We start from the raw sequence: 16,657 nt of genomic DNA, 5'->3' as shown, positions 1-16,657 counted from the left end.
TCCATGGAATTATTCTTTTGTGCTATATATAAGACAGTTTCATATATGAGATTGGTTCACGATTATTTAAAAAATATCATCAAGGATAATGCAGATAAATGTTTTTGGATAGAAAGAGTAATTGAAGAAACTGAAGATGCTTTGGAATTTAAAGAGAGAATAGTATATCAAGTCAAGAGGAACAGTTCCTTTTGACTCTTTTATTTAAAAAAAACGCAGTTAAAGTGGTACGGTGAATCGTATTACAAATTGATGGCGGTTTTTTGGTGAAAGCATTGTAAATACTTAGAGGTATTAAGCTTATATAATTGCATTTTAATCATCATTTCATATGAAGTAAGGAAAATAGGTTATATGCTGGGGTGTGGTTATTTGGGTTATAGTACGGGTTCAAAATTCAATGAGGGCAATAGCAAAAGAAGTACTTTAAGACTTTCAGAATGAATTAAAAGCTATTAGAGAGTAGCTAAAAGGTTGAACTATACATTGTTACAATAAAAGTTGAGAACTAAACTCTCGGTTTTTTTCTTACCTAGATTTTAATACAAAATTTGTTATTATTTGTAAAAAAATCAAAGGATTTATATAGGCTTTATAGAATTATATGAAGTAGACTAAATTTATCTTTAAAGAAATCTTTTGGGAAAGAGAAGAGTATATCGGATAAGAATTAAAAGAATGGGAAGAAATTGAAGCTCCTTTTAATTGATAAGTAAAATAATATAGAAATATTGAACTTCGCATAAGAAGCTATTCCTACAAGGGTGCAAGAAACATCGTTTGCATTGTACAAAACTGCCAAGTAAAAATTATTCAAATAGAAATATGTAAAAGGAGGCATCTAACAGTTAAAAATATGTTATAAAAAGTTATAAAATTTGTTTTATTTTTATAATATTGCATGGTGTTATTTTCTTAGAGGTGGTGTAATTGAAATATTATACTATACATGAATTTTCAAAATTAATTGGAAGAACAACGCAAACATTGAGAAATTGGGACAAGCGTGGAAAATTAAAACCTGACCATACTGCCTCGAATGGATACAGATATTATTCAAATGAACAATTAAAACAAGTCTTAAATATTAGTGATGATAAAAACAGAGCAACAAGAACTTGTTGAAGATTTAGTTCAAATAATAACTGTATTTAGTTGTAGGCTACAAGGAAAAAGAGCTAATAAAGCGAGAAAAATGGTGAAGGAGTTAATTGAAGAAGATGATTAAAGGAATTAAGGTAATGCTTATCCCAAACAATAAACAAAATACTAAGTTGTTTCAGTATGCAGGTGCTAGTAGGTTTGCTTATAATTGGGGGTTGGCTAAACAACAAGAAAACTATAAAAACAGTGGCAAATTTATAAATGATGGCGAATTAAGAAAAGAGTTTACGCAATTAAAGAAACAGGAAGGTTATGAATGGCTAAACAACATAAGTAACAACGTGACAAAACAAGCTATAAAAGATGCTTGTAATGCTTATAAAAGATTTTTTAAAGGAGAAAGTAAATTTCCTAGATTTAAAAGCAGGAAGAAATCAGCTCCCAAATTTTATCAAGATGTTGAGAAGATACAATTCAATGGTACTCATGTAAAATTTGAGGGTTTTAGTACTAGTAAGAAGAAAAATAAACAAAAGTTAAATTGGGTTAGATTAGCTGAATACAATAGGATTCCTTTTGGCGAAAATGAGAAATACATTAATCCTAGAGTATCCTTTGATGGTTTAAATTGGTGGGTTAGCGTAGGTATTGAGCATGAAGATGAAGTTAAACAACCAACAAACGAAGGAATAGGTATCGACCTTGGAATAAAGGATTTGGCAATATGTTCAGACATAGATAAACCATACAAAAATATAAATAAGACATCAAAAGTAAAGAAAATCAAAAAGAAATTGCGTAGATTGCAACGTAAAATATCGAAAAAATATGAAATGAATAAGGAGGGTAGTCGTTATAAGAAAACTTGCAATATTATAAAATTAGAAAATAAACTCAAAAAAGTGCATCATCAATTAAAAAGTATTCGTCATAATTATATACATCAAACAACTTGTGAAATAGTAAACAGAGAACCAATGTTTATTGTTTTAGAAGATTTAGCAGTAAGTAATATGATGAAGAATAAACACTTAGCGAAAGCAATTGGGGAACAATGCTTTTATGAATTTTACAGACAGATAGAATATAAAGCGTTATGGAATAATGTAAAATTTATCATAGCAGATAGATTTTATCCATCATCTAAAATGTGTTCAGTATGTGGGGCTATAGATAAAGATTTAAAACTATCTGATAGAACTTATATATGTGAATGTGGCAATAAGATAGATAGGGATAAAAATGCTAGTGTCAATCTTAAAAATTTTGGTGAATTAGCAATTTAATCACTTAAAAGATATTGCTAATATGTACTCATACGTTAATGAGGAATTTATGCCTTTGGAGTGTTATATCAAACGAAAGTAGCATAGGCAAAATCGGACACGATGAACAAGGAAAGAAACACAAAAGTTTATTTTATAACTTTTTATAAGTTTTCTGTAACGGCTTAAGAGTGAAGAACCAAATCAAAGAATCTATATTGAACCTTGGTGCGGATGTGTGTGGTGTCGCTAACATTGACCGCTTTTCTGATGCACCAGCAGGCTTTCACCCAAGAGATATATTTTCCTACTGCAAATCGGTTATTGTGTTCGGCATAGCTCTTCCAAAAGGGCTGACTATGATAGAACCAAGACTGATATACGGTCATTTCAATTATGGCACATGTCCAGAGGTTGATTGGGTCGCATTAAAAGCTGCAAAAGAGATTGAAAGGATCTATAGTGGCTATGCTGTACCGCTTCCCTCAGATGGTCCTTATGAATACTGGGATGCAGAAAAATTGGAAGGACGTGGTCTGATATCCATGAAACATGCCGCTGTACTCGCAGGACTAGGAACACTAGGAAAAAACACATTACTACTAAACGAAAAGCATGGTAATTTGTTGACTTTAGGAATAGTTCTTACAGAGCTTGATCTTGTCTCCGACTCACTTGCGGAGAGTATCTGTATAGATGGTTGCAATCTGTGTATCGAAAACTGCCCGTCTCAAGCATTGGACGGGCGAAACGCAAATCAGGCAAAATGCAGACAGAATACATATGGAACCAATGATAGAGGCTTTAATACTGTTAACTGTAATAAATGCAGAGTAATTTGTCCAATGAGACTAGGAAAGAAAAATGATTAGCGTAATGTGTGATTAAATTAGTTCACTTTTTTATTTAACATCCTCACCAAGAATTCTCCTATCAGTATTCTTACTAAATTATCATTTAGGATTTGGTAGTAAAGTATCGGAGAAAAGTAATTGATAATGTTATTTCTAATAGACTTAAAGAAATACTTGAATACATTCAAGACAATTATAATATAACATCATTAGAATGGAATTATGATAAAGACCATATACATATTCTTTTCAAGGCACATCCCAATTCACATGAGGGAGTGTTATTCTGAATTAGAAAGAAGTAATATCTTATCAAATACCTACCTATAAGCTTGGCAGTGATAAGGACAGAAATTATATAGCTTTTGGTGTGGGAAAAAAGCATTTTTCATTACATTCAATGGACTTAGCGTGAAAAGGAACAAAAAATTAGTCTTAAGTAAATTATCGGAGGGTTTGTAAATGAACAAAATGATTAAGATTAGAAGTGAAGAAGAAACAGATTATAAGAAAGTGGAAGAAATCACAAGGAAAGCTTTTTGGAATCTATACATCCCGGGGTGCGTTGAACATTACTTGGTTCATGTTATGCGATGCCACAAAGATTTTCTGCCGGAGCTGGATTTTGTGATTGAAGTTGATAATCAAATCATCGGGAATATCATGTATACTAGAGCAAAACTAATTGATGAATCTGGGAAAGAAAAAGACATCCTTACTTTCGGTCCAGTTTGCATTTTACCGGAATATCAGAGAAAGGGGTATGGAAAAAAGCTAATGGAGCATTCCTTTGAACAGGCGGTGGCACTTGGGTATGATGTGATTGTAATATTTGGAAACCCTGGCAACTATGTAAACCATGGTTTTAAGAGCTGTAAGAAGTACAATGTCTGTCTTGAAAATGGGACATATCCGGCGGCAATGATGGTGAAAGAACTCAAACCCGATGTCTTGAACGGAAGGAAATGGGTTTACTATCAAAGTCCTGTACTTGAGATAGACGAAAAAGAAGCTGAGCGCTTTGACGAGGGTTTGGAAGGCTTGGAGAAAAAATACCGACCAAGCCAAGAAGAATTTTATATTCACAGCCATTCTATTATACAGTGAGTTTCCTTTAATGGCATAGGGATAAATTCCAATTTATCTTTGAGATATGCATAATTCGTATTTGAAGTTAGGGTACATGATTCGTGAACTACCACCACCTACAGAGGTGGATGGTTTCCTGTTTCCACGACTTCGCAACCTCATTTTATTGAAGTCCAAAACGGGAAAGTTATTAGCATTGAAGAAAAATTTGAATATACAATTTAATCGACATACTACACAATATGAATATGTTGTTCTTTGTTGCCAAATGAAAAGTTTAAGGATGCGACGTCCTGTCACCCTCTGAGTCAAGGGCGTATGATATCCGAGAACAATACATTTGCATAAAGGTGCTGCCAGCATGTATTGAGGGAAAGATCAGCGCACCATACTTTCTCACTGGGTGCAAGCACCTCCCCTTTAGGTCAAGTTCAAAGGCACCTCAAATGCCAGACATTAGGCTGTATTAAATACAAAAAAATAACTAGGAGGGATCAGCTCATCATGAGAAAAGTACCTATGATAGTATTTGCTCTAATCATTATGATAATTCCTGGATGTTCAAAATCTATTAATAATGTTGAAGTAAAGATGGAAGATAGGTTACCTATTAAGGCTGAAGAAAAGATATCTGATTTAGAGAGTGCTGCAAAAGCACAAAACTTAGAAGCGAAAGATGTTTTGATTAATAAAGACTTTTATGGTGGGAATGTTGGGGAAATTGAATTTCATGGTGGCAAAGTATTACTTTGGAGAGTTGCGCCAAATCGACTTAGAGTAAGATGCAGCTTGAATATGGGTAATGGTATTTGGCGTAGTGCAAATGTTACATCAGACCTCGCAACAAATAATGAGTCCCCTTTTATAGCAAATAGGGCTATGGTTAATGATGCTGATGTGAATGAACGGAAGGTACCGTTATGGGCTTTTTATGGGATTGTTAATGATATTAACATTCAACGAATTAGAGTTAACTTTATAGGTTTCCCAAGTATTGAAACAGACGTGGAGAATGGTATTTGGATGGTGATATATCAAGGTGCTATTGATGAATTTAATAGTATTGAATATGAAGCAATAGATTCTTCTTATCAAGTTTTATATACGGATGAACATAATTTGTATTAATCGGGTAGCTTGAACACGGAGACGTTCTATGACGTATCGTGCAAAGGTCGCGCCGTCCTGTCGCCGAGGAAAAAACTTAAGTTCTAAATAAAAGATCGAGAAAGTGGGATAAAATGAATGCTGTTTTGACAGTGATACCAATTATACTTATTAGATATGGGCTTTTAAAAGTGATAAACAAAGAAGCACTTAAACGTGCAAGCTTTTTTGCTCCATTACTCTTGCGTTATTAATAAGTTTTCAAATATCAGTGCACTGGATTATTCTTTCAGAAGAAAGATGGTGTATTAGGAAATTCGGAGAAGAGTATATAAAATATATGAGTAAAGTTAGACGTTACATTTGACAAATGGAGTTTGATTTAAGTTAAGTAATGAATTTAGAGATATTAATGTATTTTTGGATAAGGAGGTTTTAACGATGAGCAATGAATTTATAAATTTAACCACAGACAATATTACAAGTGAACACCTGTGTTGTGCTATTGCCGATAAAAAACATCAACATGGTGTTGCTGTTAAAAGAACATGGCTTACCGACAGGGTCGCAGATGGTCATGTATTTAGAAAACTAAATGAAAAAGGTAAGGTTTTTATTGAATATACATCACTTGAGAAAGCATGGGTGCCAGTTGTTGGCGATAATTATATTTATATTTACTGTCTTTGGGTTTCAGGGAGTTTTAAAGGAAAAGGGTATGGCAAAAAATTACTGGATTATTGTATAACAGATGCAAGGAAACAAGATAAGGCAGGTGTTTGCATAATCAGCTCAAAAAAGAAAAAACCTTTTCTTTCAGACAAAAAGTTTATGCAGAAATTTGGGTTTGAAACGGTGGATATGATTGATGGTGAGTATGAACTTATGGCATTATCTTTTGATGGCTCAAAGCCGGGGTTTGCAACCAATGCAAAAAAGCAAAACATAGATAGTGAAGAGCTAACTATTTATTATGGTTTGCAATGCCCATATATTCCAAACTGTATAGAACAAATTGAAACCTTTTGCAATGCAAATGATGTTACCGTTAAACTAATAAAAGTTGATACATTAGAAAAAGCGAAAGAACTTCCCTGTGTGTTTAATAACTGGGCTGTTTTTTATAGAGGTAAGTTTGAAACAGTACATTTGCTCAATGAAGGTTATTTAAAGAAAATGCTTGATAGATGAAGATATTAGCATAGTCCGCATATAAAGTAATGTAGCTTTGTCTTCGATAAGTATATAGACTTGAGTAGGGTTTAAGGTCTTACGTCTGTGTGGCTCTGGCTTTGTGGGTCATGGGACAGCATCTAACAATGCATTGGTAGCTCTTGCTACGCTTCCACCCAAACCTTTTCGCTGGGAGACAAGCTCCTTCAAGAAGTATTTCTTTGGAGTCCAGTTCGAAGGCGTTGCAAAAGCCATCTTATGTGACATCTCTAAAAAATTAGTACATAGGATAACAGAAAGGAAATTACTTATATGAATAGAGAATCTATCTTTTCAATTTTAAAAAACATAGCTGAAGCATCAGCTATACTTCAAATAGTGCTGATAGTAATAGAGAGAACAATTAATCCACCACAAGATCTAGTAAACATAACAAGGATACTGCTTATAACAGGATTTATCTTTGCTTCGCTAACTCTTCCATGGGCGAAAAATGCTAGTATATTGTTTAAATTGTTGGGGCTAATAGGAATAGTCCTATATATTTTAGGGCTATTCTTACCTAAATATTTCTTTTTGTTAGCAATAGCAATTTTAATAGGGGTTTTTATGATTTTAATAAGCAATTCCTTTGAGAATACTCAAGACGTAAACAGTAAGAAAGATTCTTTTTTACTACCAGGACCTGCTGAAAGGGCAGGTAAGATTAAAACCATTATTAAATATTCTAGCTCATCTATATTGTCTTTATTTAATCCATTTCAGCTTTTTCAAATGCTTTACCAGGTGATAGGTATGATACGTTTATCAGAACGTAAAGATTTTCAGCAAAAGGGTAAATATACATTGCCGTTTACAGGAGAATGGATAATTGTTAGCGGCGGCATTGAAAAAAAAGATTCTCATTCATGGGATGTCATAAATCAACGATATGCATATGATTTTGTTATAGCTGACTGGGAAAATAAACGACATATAAATAATGGAGATAATCTTAAAGATTATTATTGCTATGGTAAAAATATTTTATCCCCTGGAGATGGAAAAGTAATAAAAGTTAGAGATGGTATTAGAGACTATCCACGTCCGGGCACTATGACACTAGACTTTTTGGCCAGAGATTTTAGAGGAAACTTTGTAATAATAGAACATGAAAACAAAGAGTACTGTTTTATGGCTCACTTTATACCTAGTAGTTTTGAAGTAAAGGAAGGGGACTTTGTTAAAAGGGGACAAATAATAGGTAAATGTGGCAATTCAGGACATTCAACCGAACCACATCTTCACTTTCACTTTCAAGATCATCCTAACTTTTATTTAGGTAGAGGAATTCCTATTAAATTTAGCAACTTGAAAATTAACGGGGAAGAAAAAATAGATTCCTATATAAAAAAAGGGGATAGTGTTGCATCATTACATACCTTAGAATTATAGAATGATTTTAGGAATAAAGAAAATTAAGATGTATTAATTAAGTCAGTATAAAGATACGTAAGACTTTTTTAAAGCACATTTGATTTAAGATGCAAAGGATTTAAACCAATGTTTTGTATCGAACTGTTTTGGAAGATGTTACCTGCGTCAGCTTCAATTTTAATATTATATCTACTATGTATTTGAATGGAGGGATAATGGTATGGGTGAATTATCTACACTTCCTAATATTGGTAAAATAGTGGAACAACAATTAAATAAAGTTGGAATAGAAACCTATAAACAATTAATTGAAATTGGAAGTAAACAAGCTTGGTTGAGTATAAAAAGTATTGACGACTCTGCTTGTATAAATAGGTTATATGCTTTAGAAGGTGCAATTCAGGGAATTCGATGGCATAATCTTTCAGAAGAAGCAAAAGAGGAGTTAAAAGAATTTTATAATGCCTTTAAATGATTTTAGGGTTTAGGAAAAAAAGATATTGGAGCTGTGACGTGGTAAATGTTGTAACAATGCATTTGCATAAAGGTGCTGGCACGTGGCAAGGGCAGGTTCAGCACCATCAAGGTGGCATTCCTTTAGGTTTTAGTTCAAAGGTGTTGAAAGTGCCAGGATCGATAGAAGAAAGTTCAATATTGGAGTTAAGATTAAAAGTCTTAATTTTGAGTCGTTTGATGGTTTGAGAGGTGAAAAAGTGTTTAAATATGTCGTTGAGAATGATATAGAACTTAGGTTGCTTCAAAATGGAGATGCGGAAGAGTTGTACAAACTGATTGATTGTAATAGAGCTTATTTGAGGAAATGGCTTCCATGGGTAGATAGTTCAAAAACATGTGAAGATACGAAGTCATTTATTGAATCTACAATGAATCAATTTGCATCAAATAATGGTTTTCAAGCAGGGATATGGTATAAAGGCGAAATTACAGGAATTATAGGCTATCATAATATTGATTGGATGAATAAATACACAAGCATAGGATATTGGCTTAGTGAAAAACATGTGGGGAAAGGTATTATGACGAAAGCATGTAAAGCTATTATTGACTATGCATTTATTAATATAAACTTGAACAGAGTAGAAATTAGATGTGCAGAGTACAATCATAAAAGTAGAGCTATTCCAGAAAGACTAGGTTTTACAAAAGAAGGGATGATTAAGGAGGCAGAGTGGTTGTATGACCATTATGTTAATCATATTGTTTATGGAATTTTAGCAAAAGAGTGGGAACAAAGTAGTAATGTTTGATTACACCTTCTCACTGGAAGTGAAGCACTGTCAAGTAGTATTCTTTTGGGGGTTAGCTCAAAGACTTCGGCAATGCGAGGCGTTTATATGGCAATCCTAAGAAAAAGTTGTTGTTGTAATTAGGGATATTTCACTTGGAGCAATTATTGGTGCATATGTGATAACAAATAAGAAAAGCGCTAGAAAGTGAGATCAATTATCTTGTATAGTATTTTTTTATGAAATATAAAAAAACAGTAAGCTTAACGAAAGGAAAAAGTTTGAAGCTAAAGTGGCATTAGCAAAGGGGAAAAGGAAATGGGATTAATTTATTCTTTATTTAAATGGGTTTTAGGTTTTAATATGCTTATTATATTTTTGGTCATTTGCGAATTACAGAAGATGATAAAAAGCTATATTAAGCAGAAAAAATATGGCGGAAATAAGATAGAGGCATTTTACCATAAATCTAAGATGAAAACATTAGTAGCAATACTTTTTGCGATAGGAACTATGTTTAATTTTTGGATGCTAGAGTCGGCAGCCATTGGAGATGCAGTTCTTTTTCAGTTATATTTATTAATAATCGTCATAGAAGGATGGAAGAAAATTATAGTTTATGAAAAAGGAATTTATCATATGGGGAGGTTTGTTAAATGGGAAGAGATAAAATCCATTAAAACTCATGAAAATTCTATACGAATCGAAATCAAAGGCAGTTTGCTTGGAATGCTAATGATGAATAAGGTTAGCAGAGCAAGAGAATTGATACAACTGATTGAAGAAAATATATAGTAATTAGGAAATGGCAAGAGGTTTATCGTAAATCCAACGCAAAACTACCTCGCGTCCTGCGGGGGGAAAAACAATAAGGAGAATGAAAATGATTAAAGGAAGGCAAATAACTTTAGAACCATCAAAATCAGGAGATAAAAGAAAAGCATATGAATGGTTATGTTTATCAGAAACTGCTAAAAATCATATGGGACCACCTAATTTTGAAGACCATCCGATACCGAGCTGGGATGAGTATTGCGAGGATTTTGAAAATTACTATTTTGATGGCTCAAAGCCACAGAAGGGTCAATTGTGGATTATAAAGCATGAGGGTGAAGAAATAGGAGCTATATGCTATTCATCATTTCATCTAAAAGGTAGAAGTGCTGAACTTGATATATGGATGCCAATAGAAAAGAATTGTGGAAAGGGTTTTGGATCAGAGGCTATAAGGTTATTTTGTGATTACTTAAAAGAAAAGTTATATATAGATAGGTTTATAATTAGACCATCAAAAAGAAATGAACGTGCTGTAAGAGCATATGAAAAGGCAGGATTTATAAAAATAAAAGATGCAGACAAACAAAAAATAGTTCAAGAATACTTACTTGAAGAATATTGGAATATATATGGACAAGGAGATTACGGAACAGGAGATGATATTGTATTAATAAAAACTTAAGGATTCGTCCTCCATGACGAATTCTGAATGATGGGGTGTTCGACGTCCGATAACACGAGGATTTCGGTGGATAAATCTTTGGATTTTTTATTACTGTCATATATATTGAAATGTATTGCAATTAATTATATATTATGGAGGCGTAGGAAAATGAATATTCGTAAAGCAACCTTTGACGATATCGACATCCTTATTAAACTTCGAATTGATTACCTGTTAGCTGACAGAGGCAATTTAACAGAAGATGAAGAGAGTACAATACGTTCACAATTGACAGCATATTATGTAAAACATATTAATCATGATTTTATAGCTATATTAGCTGAAATAGAAAACAAAGTAGTGTCAACAGCATTTCTTGTAATATCAGAAAAGCCTGCAAATCCAACATTCATTACAGGTAAAACAGGTACTTTGCTCAATGTACTTACATATCCTGAGTATCGCAGAATGGGGGTTGCCGGAAAAGTGATATATAGAATAATTGATGAAGCAAAACAATTAGGCTTGTCTTCAATTGACCTTTCTGCTACACAGGATGGAAAGGGATTATATGAAAAACTTGGCTTTACTGAAGGAAAATCAAAATATACTTCAATGAAGTTACAGCTTGTTTGATTAGATATTAGCTATTCAAATGAATACATTTTTTTATATATAAAGTGTGATTATTTAGAAAGGCTTCCAGTGATTTATCAGGAGGTCACCTATATTTGAAATTCTTGTTGGATTTTTAACATCGTTAGTAACCGAAGTAACTTAAGTTAGTAGAAATAATTACTGTTAGACATTTTACGTGTTTCAATGCATAATTCCAAGTATAGAAACATTCAGGAGGAGTAAGCAAATGATATCCACTACAACGGCAAAACTTATAAATATTTTGCCTGATAAACTTGTTACATATATATCTAAAAAAGTTGTTGATAAATACCTAAAAAAATATGCCGATATAACTATCGAGGGAAGTGAAAACTTAAAGGGAATAAAAACACCAACTATTTTTATATGTAATCATTTAAGCAATTCTGATGGATTAGTTCTAGACAAGGCTTTAAAAGAGATTAATCCAACTTTTATAGCAGGTGTCAAGCTGTCAAATAATGCTCTTACAAGTATAGGGGTTAATGTAATAAAGACTACAAACATAAAACCTAATACTGCTGATAAAGAGGGTCTTAAGAAAATTATTAATCTTGTGAAGCAAGGGGAAAGTTTACTGATTTTCCCAGAAGGAACTAGAAGTAGAACTGGTAGTTTGATTGAAGCAAAGAAAGGAATCTTTCTTATAGCAAAAATGACAGGTGCTCCTATTGTACCTATTGGTTTATATGGGACAGAAAAATTGTTACCTATAAATAAAGAAGGAGACATGAGCGCAGAAACCTTTAATTATGCAGATGTTCATATCAACATTGGAAAACAATTTGAATTTCCCCAAAGAGCAAAAGAGGAAGATAAAAAAGAATATGAAGATTTTGCCACAAAATATATAATGAAGAAAATAGCAGAATTATTACCTGAAAATTATAGAGGAATTTATAATCAAGTAGACTGAAAACGGTCTACTTGATTAAGTTTCTAACGTCGTAAGCAATCAAAATCACCTAAATTGATATCAAAGAAGCAACATAAACTATAATTCATAAATTTGGATAATAGAAAAGGTTGTTAGGGTGGGTTGTTGGAGCTGAATAGGCGACTATATATACCATTGTGTTTACATGAGGTGCGGATTGCACGTATTGAGGGAATGGTCAGAGCACCGCCTCTCTTCACCGGAAGAGATGTTATCTGATTTTAAGTGAGGAGGAAGTTATGGAGGATAATTATACTATTAGAGTTGCTACAAATAAGGATTTAAAAGATATTATGAAAATTGAGTTTTCATGTTTCAAATTAGAAATTTGCGAGAAAGAAGAGGTTTTTTTAGAAAGAATTGAAATTTTTAATGATGGATTTTATGTCGTAGAGAAGAACGATACTGTTGTTGGATATATAAGTACTGAGATCTGGGAGTATGAAGAAAAAATTGATAGCAAGTGGTTTGATTTGGGGCACTCAATAAGCCAGTTGCATAATCCAAATGGTACGGAACTTTATATATCGTCAATGGGACTATTACCAAACTATAGAGGAAAAGGTCTTGGGAAAGAAATATTCTTAAAGTCTACCGATTTAATTGTTAATAAGTATAACAACATAAAATCCCAAATATTAATAGTTTCTGAAAAATGGGATAGTGCAAGAAAAATATATAAACAAAATAATTATATTGAACTTATGAAGATAGAAAATTTCTTTAAGTATAAAAATAATTATAAAGAAAATGGTATTGTAATGAGAAAACATTGTATATAGTATTTATTAATCAAATAATTAAGAAGTGGTTATTTTCGTAAATTACTGCGTATAACAGAGTGTTTCCAAAATCCATCAGCATTTTTGGCCTGTCTTTGTAAGGGTTGATGAAGGTCGTGAACACGGGAGATAAAATACGACTATTATGTAGGAGGAAAATATGAGCTTATTCCAATTTTTAGCAAGTGATATATTATTAAAAGAAGTTAAGAATCCATATATAGAATTTATATCTATTAATGAGGCGCTAAAACGGGATATAAAACTTAGCGATTTCATAATCAATGACACAAAACTCGATAGAGATAAAAAAAGCATCCTAATTTGTGATAAAGAAGAACACTTGGATGAAATGGAGATTAATCATGATATGTATTACTCTTCTGAATATGCAAAGGAATATTCAAGCAAACAATATTTTTCAGAGTTAAAATGGCGGTATACAGAACTAAGGGCAAAAAAACTTATAGATTATTTGAAAGAACAGTTACAAATCTCAGATGAGATTGAAATATGGAGCATCTGGTTAGGTGAACATAAATCAGCAAATGTTGAATCTATTAATATAAATGAATTAAATATAGCAGACTTAGAATTTTTACATGATCATGAGACTCCGAAATGTCTTGTCATTAAGAAGTAGGTAAGCCTTGTTGAGGTTATTTTGTTTCGTCTTTTCTTTCTTACATGTCATAAGAAAGCGAGATGAGCTGATAAATCAATTATTAATACCTATTCCCACTAAAATTTTATTAGAAACCGTCAAGTAGCAGGGCAGACCACATCAGCTATCAGGGTAGAGTTTTAAGGAACGATATTGGCTTCGTTAGGTTTTACTAGATCGATAGAGGTATAAATATGGAATAACTAAGGGTTATAGCTAGCGAAATGCTTAGAAGCTGCTTTGTTATAGTTCTGAAGTTGAGTACGTAAAGATCCTTATATATTAAGGACGCTATAGATTCAACATAAAATAAAACAGGGTATTATTTCTTAGGAATTTTAAGAAACAATACTCTGTTTTTGGTTGTTGAATTTTGAATGTTAAGTGAAATTATTTAATTTTACAAATTATTTAAATAGGTTTTGTTTAGATTGATCAAACTAAGGTATACATTTATAAAAGAAGATAATACAATATTGGCTTTGTAAAATAGGTAGTTCCATATGTTAAGGACAATTGCCAATAGTCTTGAGATGTACAGAGTGCTTTATTCTTAGTAAAGATATCTTGAAATATTTCGGCAGTGTATTAGGATATCTATTGAATTTATCAAAAGAAAGGCTAAAATTTCCATAATTTGAAAGGAGAGAGAGATCATATGAGTAAGGTAAAATTAGCAGTAGTTTATTACAGCATGGGTGGTACAAACTATCAATTAGCTAGATGGGCTGAAGAAGGGGCAAAAGAAGCAGGGGCTGAAGTAAAAGTATTAAAGGTACCTGAGCTCGCACCACAATCTTCTATTGAAAAAAATCCGATCTGGAAAGCCCATGTTGAAGCAACAAAAGATGTTCCAGAGGCGACACCAGATGACTTAGAATGGGCGGATGCGATTATCTTCAGTACTCCAACCAGATTCGGTGTTATGGCATCACAGATGAAACAGTTCATCGATTTAACTGGTGGTCTTTGGGCAGAAGGTAAGACAGTAAATAAAGTGGTAAGTGCAATGTCATCTGCACAAAACTCTCATGGTGGTCAAGAGGCAACAATTTTATCCCTCTATACAGCTATGTGCCATTGGGGAGCAATTATAGCACCTCCCGGCTATACAGATCCAGTTATTTTTGGAGCTGGAGGAAATCCTTATGGAACAACTGTAACTGTTGGTCAAGATGGTAAAATGATTGAAGATGTTCAGGCCGCTGTTAAACATCAGGCAAAACGAACTGTTACTGTGGCACAATGGGTAAAAAACGGCAACCAGTAGCATTCGAAAAGATCGAAGAGGTAGTTGATGATAATTGTTCTAAAAGATGAGTTTAGTCGTAATGGATAGATTAAAGACATTCTTATAAAAACAAACACCAATCAAAATAGGACTTAAAGTAAGAAGGTCAAAGTTCTGAAATTCTTATAAATAAAAAGTTAAAGAGTTTGAACTATCTGAACCATAAAGAGTATAGGGTATTGCAACTTATAGTTAGTGACTTAAGTGCAATACCCTATTTTATTCAAATATGGGTGATGAGGACGGTCCTTGTTTGCTCTATTATTTTAAATGATTCAGTGTTGATTGAAATAAGATTTGGAGGATAAGTAATGACGGTTTTTTCTTACATCAAGTTTAATCCAATAGTTTATGAAAAATTTCATAAAGGTAAGGTTTTGCTAGGTAGCACAGGGAGTCGCTTCTTCATATAGTATAGGAATAAAAACTATGTAGTAATGGGGGAGTGATTATGAAGAAAACACCATATGTATTTTCAAGTGAAATGGTAGAGTATATAAGGTTTAATAATAAAAACATACATCATACAAAGACAAATGAGTGTAACAAAAGAAAACAACCTAAAAAAGGTGAAAAAAAATGGTCCCAATTACCTTATGCAGGGGAGAAAGAACTCCCTAGGGGTATTGATCCAACTGCTGGTTCATGGCCATTATATTTTATAAAGAGGAATAGAGATGGGAGATTTACTACACTAGATGGAAAAATTATTAGATTTACTATAAAGCATCCAGACAATATAAATTTTTGCAAAGAATTATCGGTTGTTGAAGAAACACTAAACAATATCACTTGTCACCAAAGGGAAATTGCAGAATACTGGGGAGACGGTCCAGCTACAAAACAATGGACTCCCATTATAGATCGATTGCTAGATACCTATAACCTCAGTCCAGTGCAAGCAGCACGTGTGCTTGCGACAGTTCAGGCAGGAATTAACGATGCATTTGTTATTACTTGGTACTACAAGTACCTTTGGGATGTTCCTCGTCCAAATCAATTGGCTCAAAACCTTATTACAGCAATTTGCACGCCGAAATTTCCTGCATATCCCTCAGGACATTCTGTTATATCAGGAACAGCCGAGGTGATCTTAAGCTATTTCTTTCCTCCTGAAGCTGAAGCCTTGAAAAAATTAGCCACGGAAAATTCTACTTCACGGTTATATGGAGGGGTGCATTTTCCATCAGACTTAAGTGAGGGGCTACAGCTCGGACGACAGATTGGAAGACTGATTGTAGATATATTAAGGAGTCAGAAGGATAGTAATAAAAATCCTATAGATATACCGGTAACACAAGATTTACATGCTAATTTTAATCCCCCTCCATATAAACAAGTTATCCCTTATCCTGCTAGAGTTAGGAATTGTGATTTGCCGATTTTACCAGAGTATTAGTTAAAACAGGAGTCAAAACTTATTGACTCCTATTTATGTGCAAAAATCACAGTTACAACGTTATAAAGTAAAGCATAGGGGTATTCCTTTCAGGATCGATTCACAAGCGAATTAATTATAGAGGATAAACATTTAAAAACTATCACCATATAAAAATGTGAAAAAGAGGGAAAAGGAAGAAAAAACAGAATATTAAGTATAAAATTATTTTCAGCTACTTAAAGAGAG

General features: G+C 32.9%; 19 protein-coding genes and 2 pseudogenes. 20 read left to right on the top strand and 1 reads right to left on the bottom strand.

All coding sequences use genetic code 11. The annotated features are described in order from the left end of the window. Nucleotides 1–45 precede the first annotated feature (45 nt). The 8 genes and pseudogenes from CACET_RS20500 to CACET_RS11250 all read left to right on the top strand — a co-directional run bounded on the left by CACET_RS20500 (nucleotide 46) and on the right by CACET_RS11250 (nucleotide 6,610). Nucleotides 46–195, top strand: coding sequence for a hypothetical protein (locus tag CACET_RS20500; protein ID WP_158386043.1), 150 nt, complete (start codon nucleotides 46–48; stop codon nucleotides 193–195). 735 nt (nucleotides 196–930) lie between these two features. Beyond that, nucleotides 931–1,228 (top strand): annotated as a pseudogene (locus CACET_RS11275) (MerR family transcriptional regulator). Beyond that, nucleotides 1,221–2,390, top strand: coding sequence for an RNA-guided endonuclease InsQ/TnpB family protein (locus tag CACET_RS11270; RefSeq protein ID WP_044824965.1), 1,170 nt, complete (start codon nucleotides 1,221–1,223; stop codon nucleotides 2,388–2,390). The pseudogene CACET_RS11275 and the gene CACET_RS11270 overlap by 8 nt, the downstream one beginning before the upstream one ends. Before the next feature lie 170 nt (nucleotides 2,391–2,560). Further along, on the top strand, nucleotides 2,561–3,241 hold the full coding sequence (locus tag CACET_RS11265) for an epoxyqueuosine reductase (protein ID WP_044824966.1): 681 nt from the start codon (nucleotides 2,561–2,563) through the stop codon (nucleotides 3,239–3,241). Nucleotides 3,242–3,293: 52 nt separating this feature from the next. Then, nucleotides 3,294–3,492: pseudogene (gene tnpA / locus CACET_RS19870) on the top strand (IS200/IS605 family transposase); the annotation flags it as partial. A gap of 193 nt (nucleotides 3,493–3,685) precedes the next feature. After that, nucleotides 3,686–4,330, top strand: a complete 645-nt coding sequence (locus tag CACET_RS11260) for a GNAT family N-acetyltransferase (protein ID WP_044824967.1) — start codon at nucleotides 3,686–3,688, stop codon at nucleotides 4,328–4,330. Nucleotides 4,331–4,816: 486 nt separating this feature from the next. Beyond that, a complete protein-coding gene (locus tag CACET_RS11255; RefSeq protein ID WP_044824968.1) occupies nucleotides 4,817–5,440 on the top strand; it encodes a hypothetical protein in 624 nt (207 codons plus the stop codon). Between the two features lie 420 nt (nucleotides 5,441–5,860). After that, a complete protein-coding gene (locus tag CACET_RS11250; protein ID WP_044824969.1) occupies nucleotides 5,861–6,610 on the top strand; it encodes a GNAT family N-acetyltransferase in 750 nt (249 codons plus the stop codon). 108 nt (nucleotides 6,611–6,718) lie between these two features. Here the strand turns inward: CACET_RS11250 and CACET_RS20495 are convergent, their stop codons facing one another. After that, nucleotides 6,719–6,859 (bottom strand): hypothetical protein, encoded by a 141-nt coding sequence (locus CACET_RS20495; RefSeq protein WP_158386041.1) that lies wholly within the window; start codon nucleotides 6,857–6,859, stop codon nucleotides 6,719–6,721. A gap of 45 nt (nucleotides 6,860–6,904) precedes the next feature. Here CACET_RS20495 and CACET_RS21130 point away from each other — a divergent pair, with 45 nt between their 5' ends. The 12 genes from CACET_RS21130 (at nucleotide 6,905) to CACET_RS11190 (ending at nucleotide 16,429) form a co-directional block, all read left to right on the top strand. Continuing rightward, entirely contained in the window at nucleotides 6,905–8,026 is a 1,122-nt protein-coding gene (locus CACET_RS21130; RefSeq protein WP_052661439.1) for a M23 family metallopeptidase, read from the top strand. 202 nt (nucleotides 8,027–8,228) lie between these two features. Then, entirely contained in the window at nucleotides 8,229–8,483 is a 255-nt protein-coding gene (locus tag CACET_RS11240) for a TfoX/Sxy family protein (protein WP_044824970.1), read from the top strand. Further along, nucleotides 8,480–8,710: a hypothetical protein gene (locus tag CACET_RS11235; RefSeq protein ID WP_044824971.1), complete on the top strand. Its 231-nt coding sequence runs from the start codon at nucleotides 8,480–8,482 to the stop codon at nucleotides 8,708–8,710. Before CACET_RS11240 ends, CACET_RS11235 begins: the two co-directional genes overlap by 4 nt. An 11-nt stretch (nucleotides 8,711–8,721) precedes the next feature. Beyond that, a complete protein-coding gene (locus CACET_RS11230; RefSeq protein WP_044824972.1) occupies nucleotides 8,722–9,276 on the top strand; it encodes a GNAT family N-acetyltransferase in 555 nt (184 codons plus the stop codon). A 297-nt stretch (nucleotides 9,277–9,573) separates the two neighbouring features. Further along, nucleotides 9,574–10,050, top strand: coding sequence for a hypothetical protein (locus CACET_RS11225; protein WP_044824973.1), 477 nt, complete (start codon nucleotides 9,574–9,576; stop codon nucleotides 10,048–10,050). An 88-nt stretch (nucleotides 10,051–10,138) separates the two neighbouring features. Then, entirely contained in the window at nucleotides 10,139–10,714 is a 576-nt protein-coding gene (locus CACET_RS11220) for a GNAT family N-acetyltransferase (protein WP_044824974.1), read from the top strand. Nucleotides 10,715–10,864: 150 nt separating this feature from the next. Next, on the top strand, nucleotides 10,865–11,332 hold the full coding sequence (locus tag CACET_RS11215; RefSeq protein WP_044824975.1) for a GNAT family N-acetyltransferase: 468 nt from the start codon (nucleotides 10,865–10,867) through the stop codon (nucleotides 11,330–11,332). A 229-nt stretch (nucleotides 11,333–11,561) separates the two neighbouring features. After that, on the top strand, nucleotides 11,562–12,272 hold the full coding sequence (locus CACET_RS11210; protein WP_044824976.1) for a lysophospholipid acyltransferase family protein: 711 nt from the start codon (nucleotides 11,562–11,564) through the stop codon (nucleotides 12,270–12,272). Nucleotides 12,273–12,532: 260 nt separating this feature from the next. Further along, nucleotides 12,533–13,075, top strand: a complete 543-nt coding sequence (locus tag CACET_RS11205; protein ID WP_044824977.1) for a GNAT family N-acetyltransferase — start codon at nucleotides 12,533–12,535, stop codon at nucleotides 13,073–13,075. A gap of 160 nt (nucleotides 13,076–13,235) precedes the next feature. Then, on the top strand, nucleotides 13,236–13,718 hold the full coding sequence (locus CACET_RS11200; RefSeq protein WP_044824978.1) for a hypothetical protein: 483 nt from the start codon (nucleotides 13,236–13,238) through the stop codon (nucleotides 13,716–13,718). 679 nt (nucleotides 13,719–14,397) lie between these two features. Further along, on the top strand, nucleotides 14,398–15,009 hold the full coding sequence (gene wrbA / locus CACET_RS11195; protein ID WP_044824979.1) for an NAD(P)H:quinone oxidoreductase: 612 nt from the start codon (nucleotides 14,398–14,400) through the stop codon (nucleotides 15,007–15,009). A gap of 472 nt (nucleotides 15,010–15,481) precedes the next feature. Further along, nucleotides 15,482–16,429: a vanadium-dependent haloperoxidase gene (locus CACET_RS11190; RefSeq protein WP_052661440.1), complete on the top strand. Its 948-nt coding sequence runs from the start codon at nucleotides 15,482–15,484 to the stop codon at nucleotides 16,427–16,429. Nucleotides 16,430–16,657: the final 228 nt, after the last annotated feature.

Source organism: Clostridium aceticum, assembly GCF_001042715.1.
GTDB classification, from domain to species: domain Bacteria; phylum Bacillota; class Clostridia; order Peptostreptococcales; family Natronincolaceae; genus Andreesenella; species Andreesenella acetica.
The sequence above is the reverse complement of the archived record's forward strand: the minus strand, read 5'-3'. Positions and strand labels throughout refer to the sequence as shown.

What these genes read in the sequence shown, in the direction of transcription:
- CACET_RS20500 (WP_158386043.1), top strand. Translation starts at nt 46, where the DNA reads ATGAGATTGGTTCACGATTATTTAAAAAATATCATCAAGGATAATGCA.
- CACET_RS11270 (WP_044824965.1), top strand. Translation starts at nt 1,221, where the DNA reads ATGATTAAAGGAATTAAGGTAATGCTTATCCCAAACAATAAACAAAAT.
- CACET_RS11260 (WP_044824967.1), top strand. Translation starts at nt 3,686, where the DNA reads ATGAACAAAATGATTAAGATTAGAAGTGAAGAAGAAACAGATTATAAG.
- CACET_RS11255 (WP_044824968.1), top strand. Translation starts at nt 4,817, where the DNA reads ATGAGAAAAGTACCTATGATAGTATTTGCTCTAATCATTATGATAATT.
- CACET_RS11250 (WP_044824969.1), top strand. Translation starts at nt 5,861, where the DNA reads ATGAGCAATGAATTTATAAATTTAACCACAGACAATATTACAAGTGAA.
- CACET_RS20495 (WP_158386041.1), bottom strand. Translation starts at nt 6,859, where the DNA reads ATGTCACATAAGATGGCTTTTGCAACGCCTTCGAACTGGACTCCAAAG.
- CACET_RS21130 (WP_052661439.1), top strand. Translation starts at nt 6,905, where the DNA reads ATGAATAGAGAATCTATCTTTTCAATTTTAAAAAACATAGCTGAAGCA.
- CACET_RS11240 (WP_044824970.1), top strand. Translation starts at nt 8,229, where the DNA reads ATGGGTGAATTATCTACACTTCCTAATATTGGTAAAATAGTGGAACAA.
- CACET_RS11235 (WP_044824971.1), top strand. Translation starts at nt 8,480, where the DNA reads ATGATTTTAGGGTTTAGGAAAAAAAGATATTGGAGCTGTGACGTGGTA.
- CACET_RS11225 (WP_044824973.1), top strand. Translation starts at nt 9,574, where the DNA reads ATGGGATTAATTTATTCTTTATTTAAATGGGTTTTAGGTTTTAATATG.
- CACET_RS11220 (WP_044824974.1), top strand. Translation starts at nt 10,139, where the DNA reads ATGATTAAAGGAAGGCAAATAACTTTAGAACCATCAAAATCAGGAGAT.
- CACET_RS11215 (WP_044824975.1), top strand. Translation starts at nt 10,865, where the DNA reads ATGAATATTCGTAAAGCAACCTTTGACGATATCGACATCCTTATTAAA.
- CACET_RS11210 (WP_044824976.1), top strand. Translation starts at nt 11,562, where the DNA reads ATGATATCCACTACAACGGCAAAACTTATAAATATTTTGCCTGATAAA.
- CACET_RS11205 (WP_044824977.1), top strand. Translation starts at nt 12,533, where the DNA reads ATGGAGGATAATTATACTATTAGAGTTGCTACAAATAAGGATTTAAAA.
- CACET_RS11200 (WP_044824978.1), top strand. Translation starts at nt 13,236, where the DNA reads ATGAGCTTATTCCAATTTTTAGCAAGTGATATATTATTAAAAGAAGTT.
- wrbA (WP_044824979.1), top strand. Translation starts at nt 14,398, where the DNA reads ATGAGTAAGGTAAAATTAGCAGTAGTTTATTACAGCATGGGTGGTACA.
- CACET_RS11190 (WP_052661440.1), top strand. Translation starts at nt 15,482, where the DNA reads ATGAAGAAAACACCATATGTATTTTCAAGTGAAATGGTAGAGTATATA.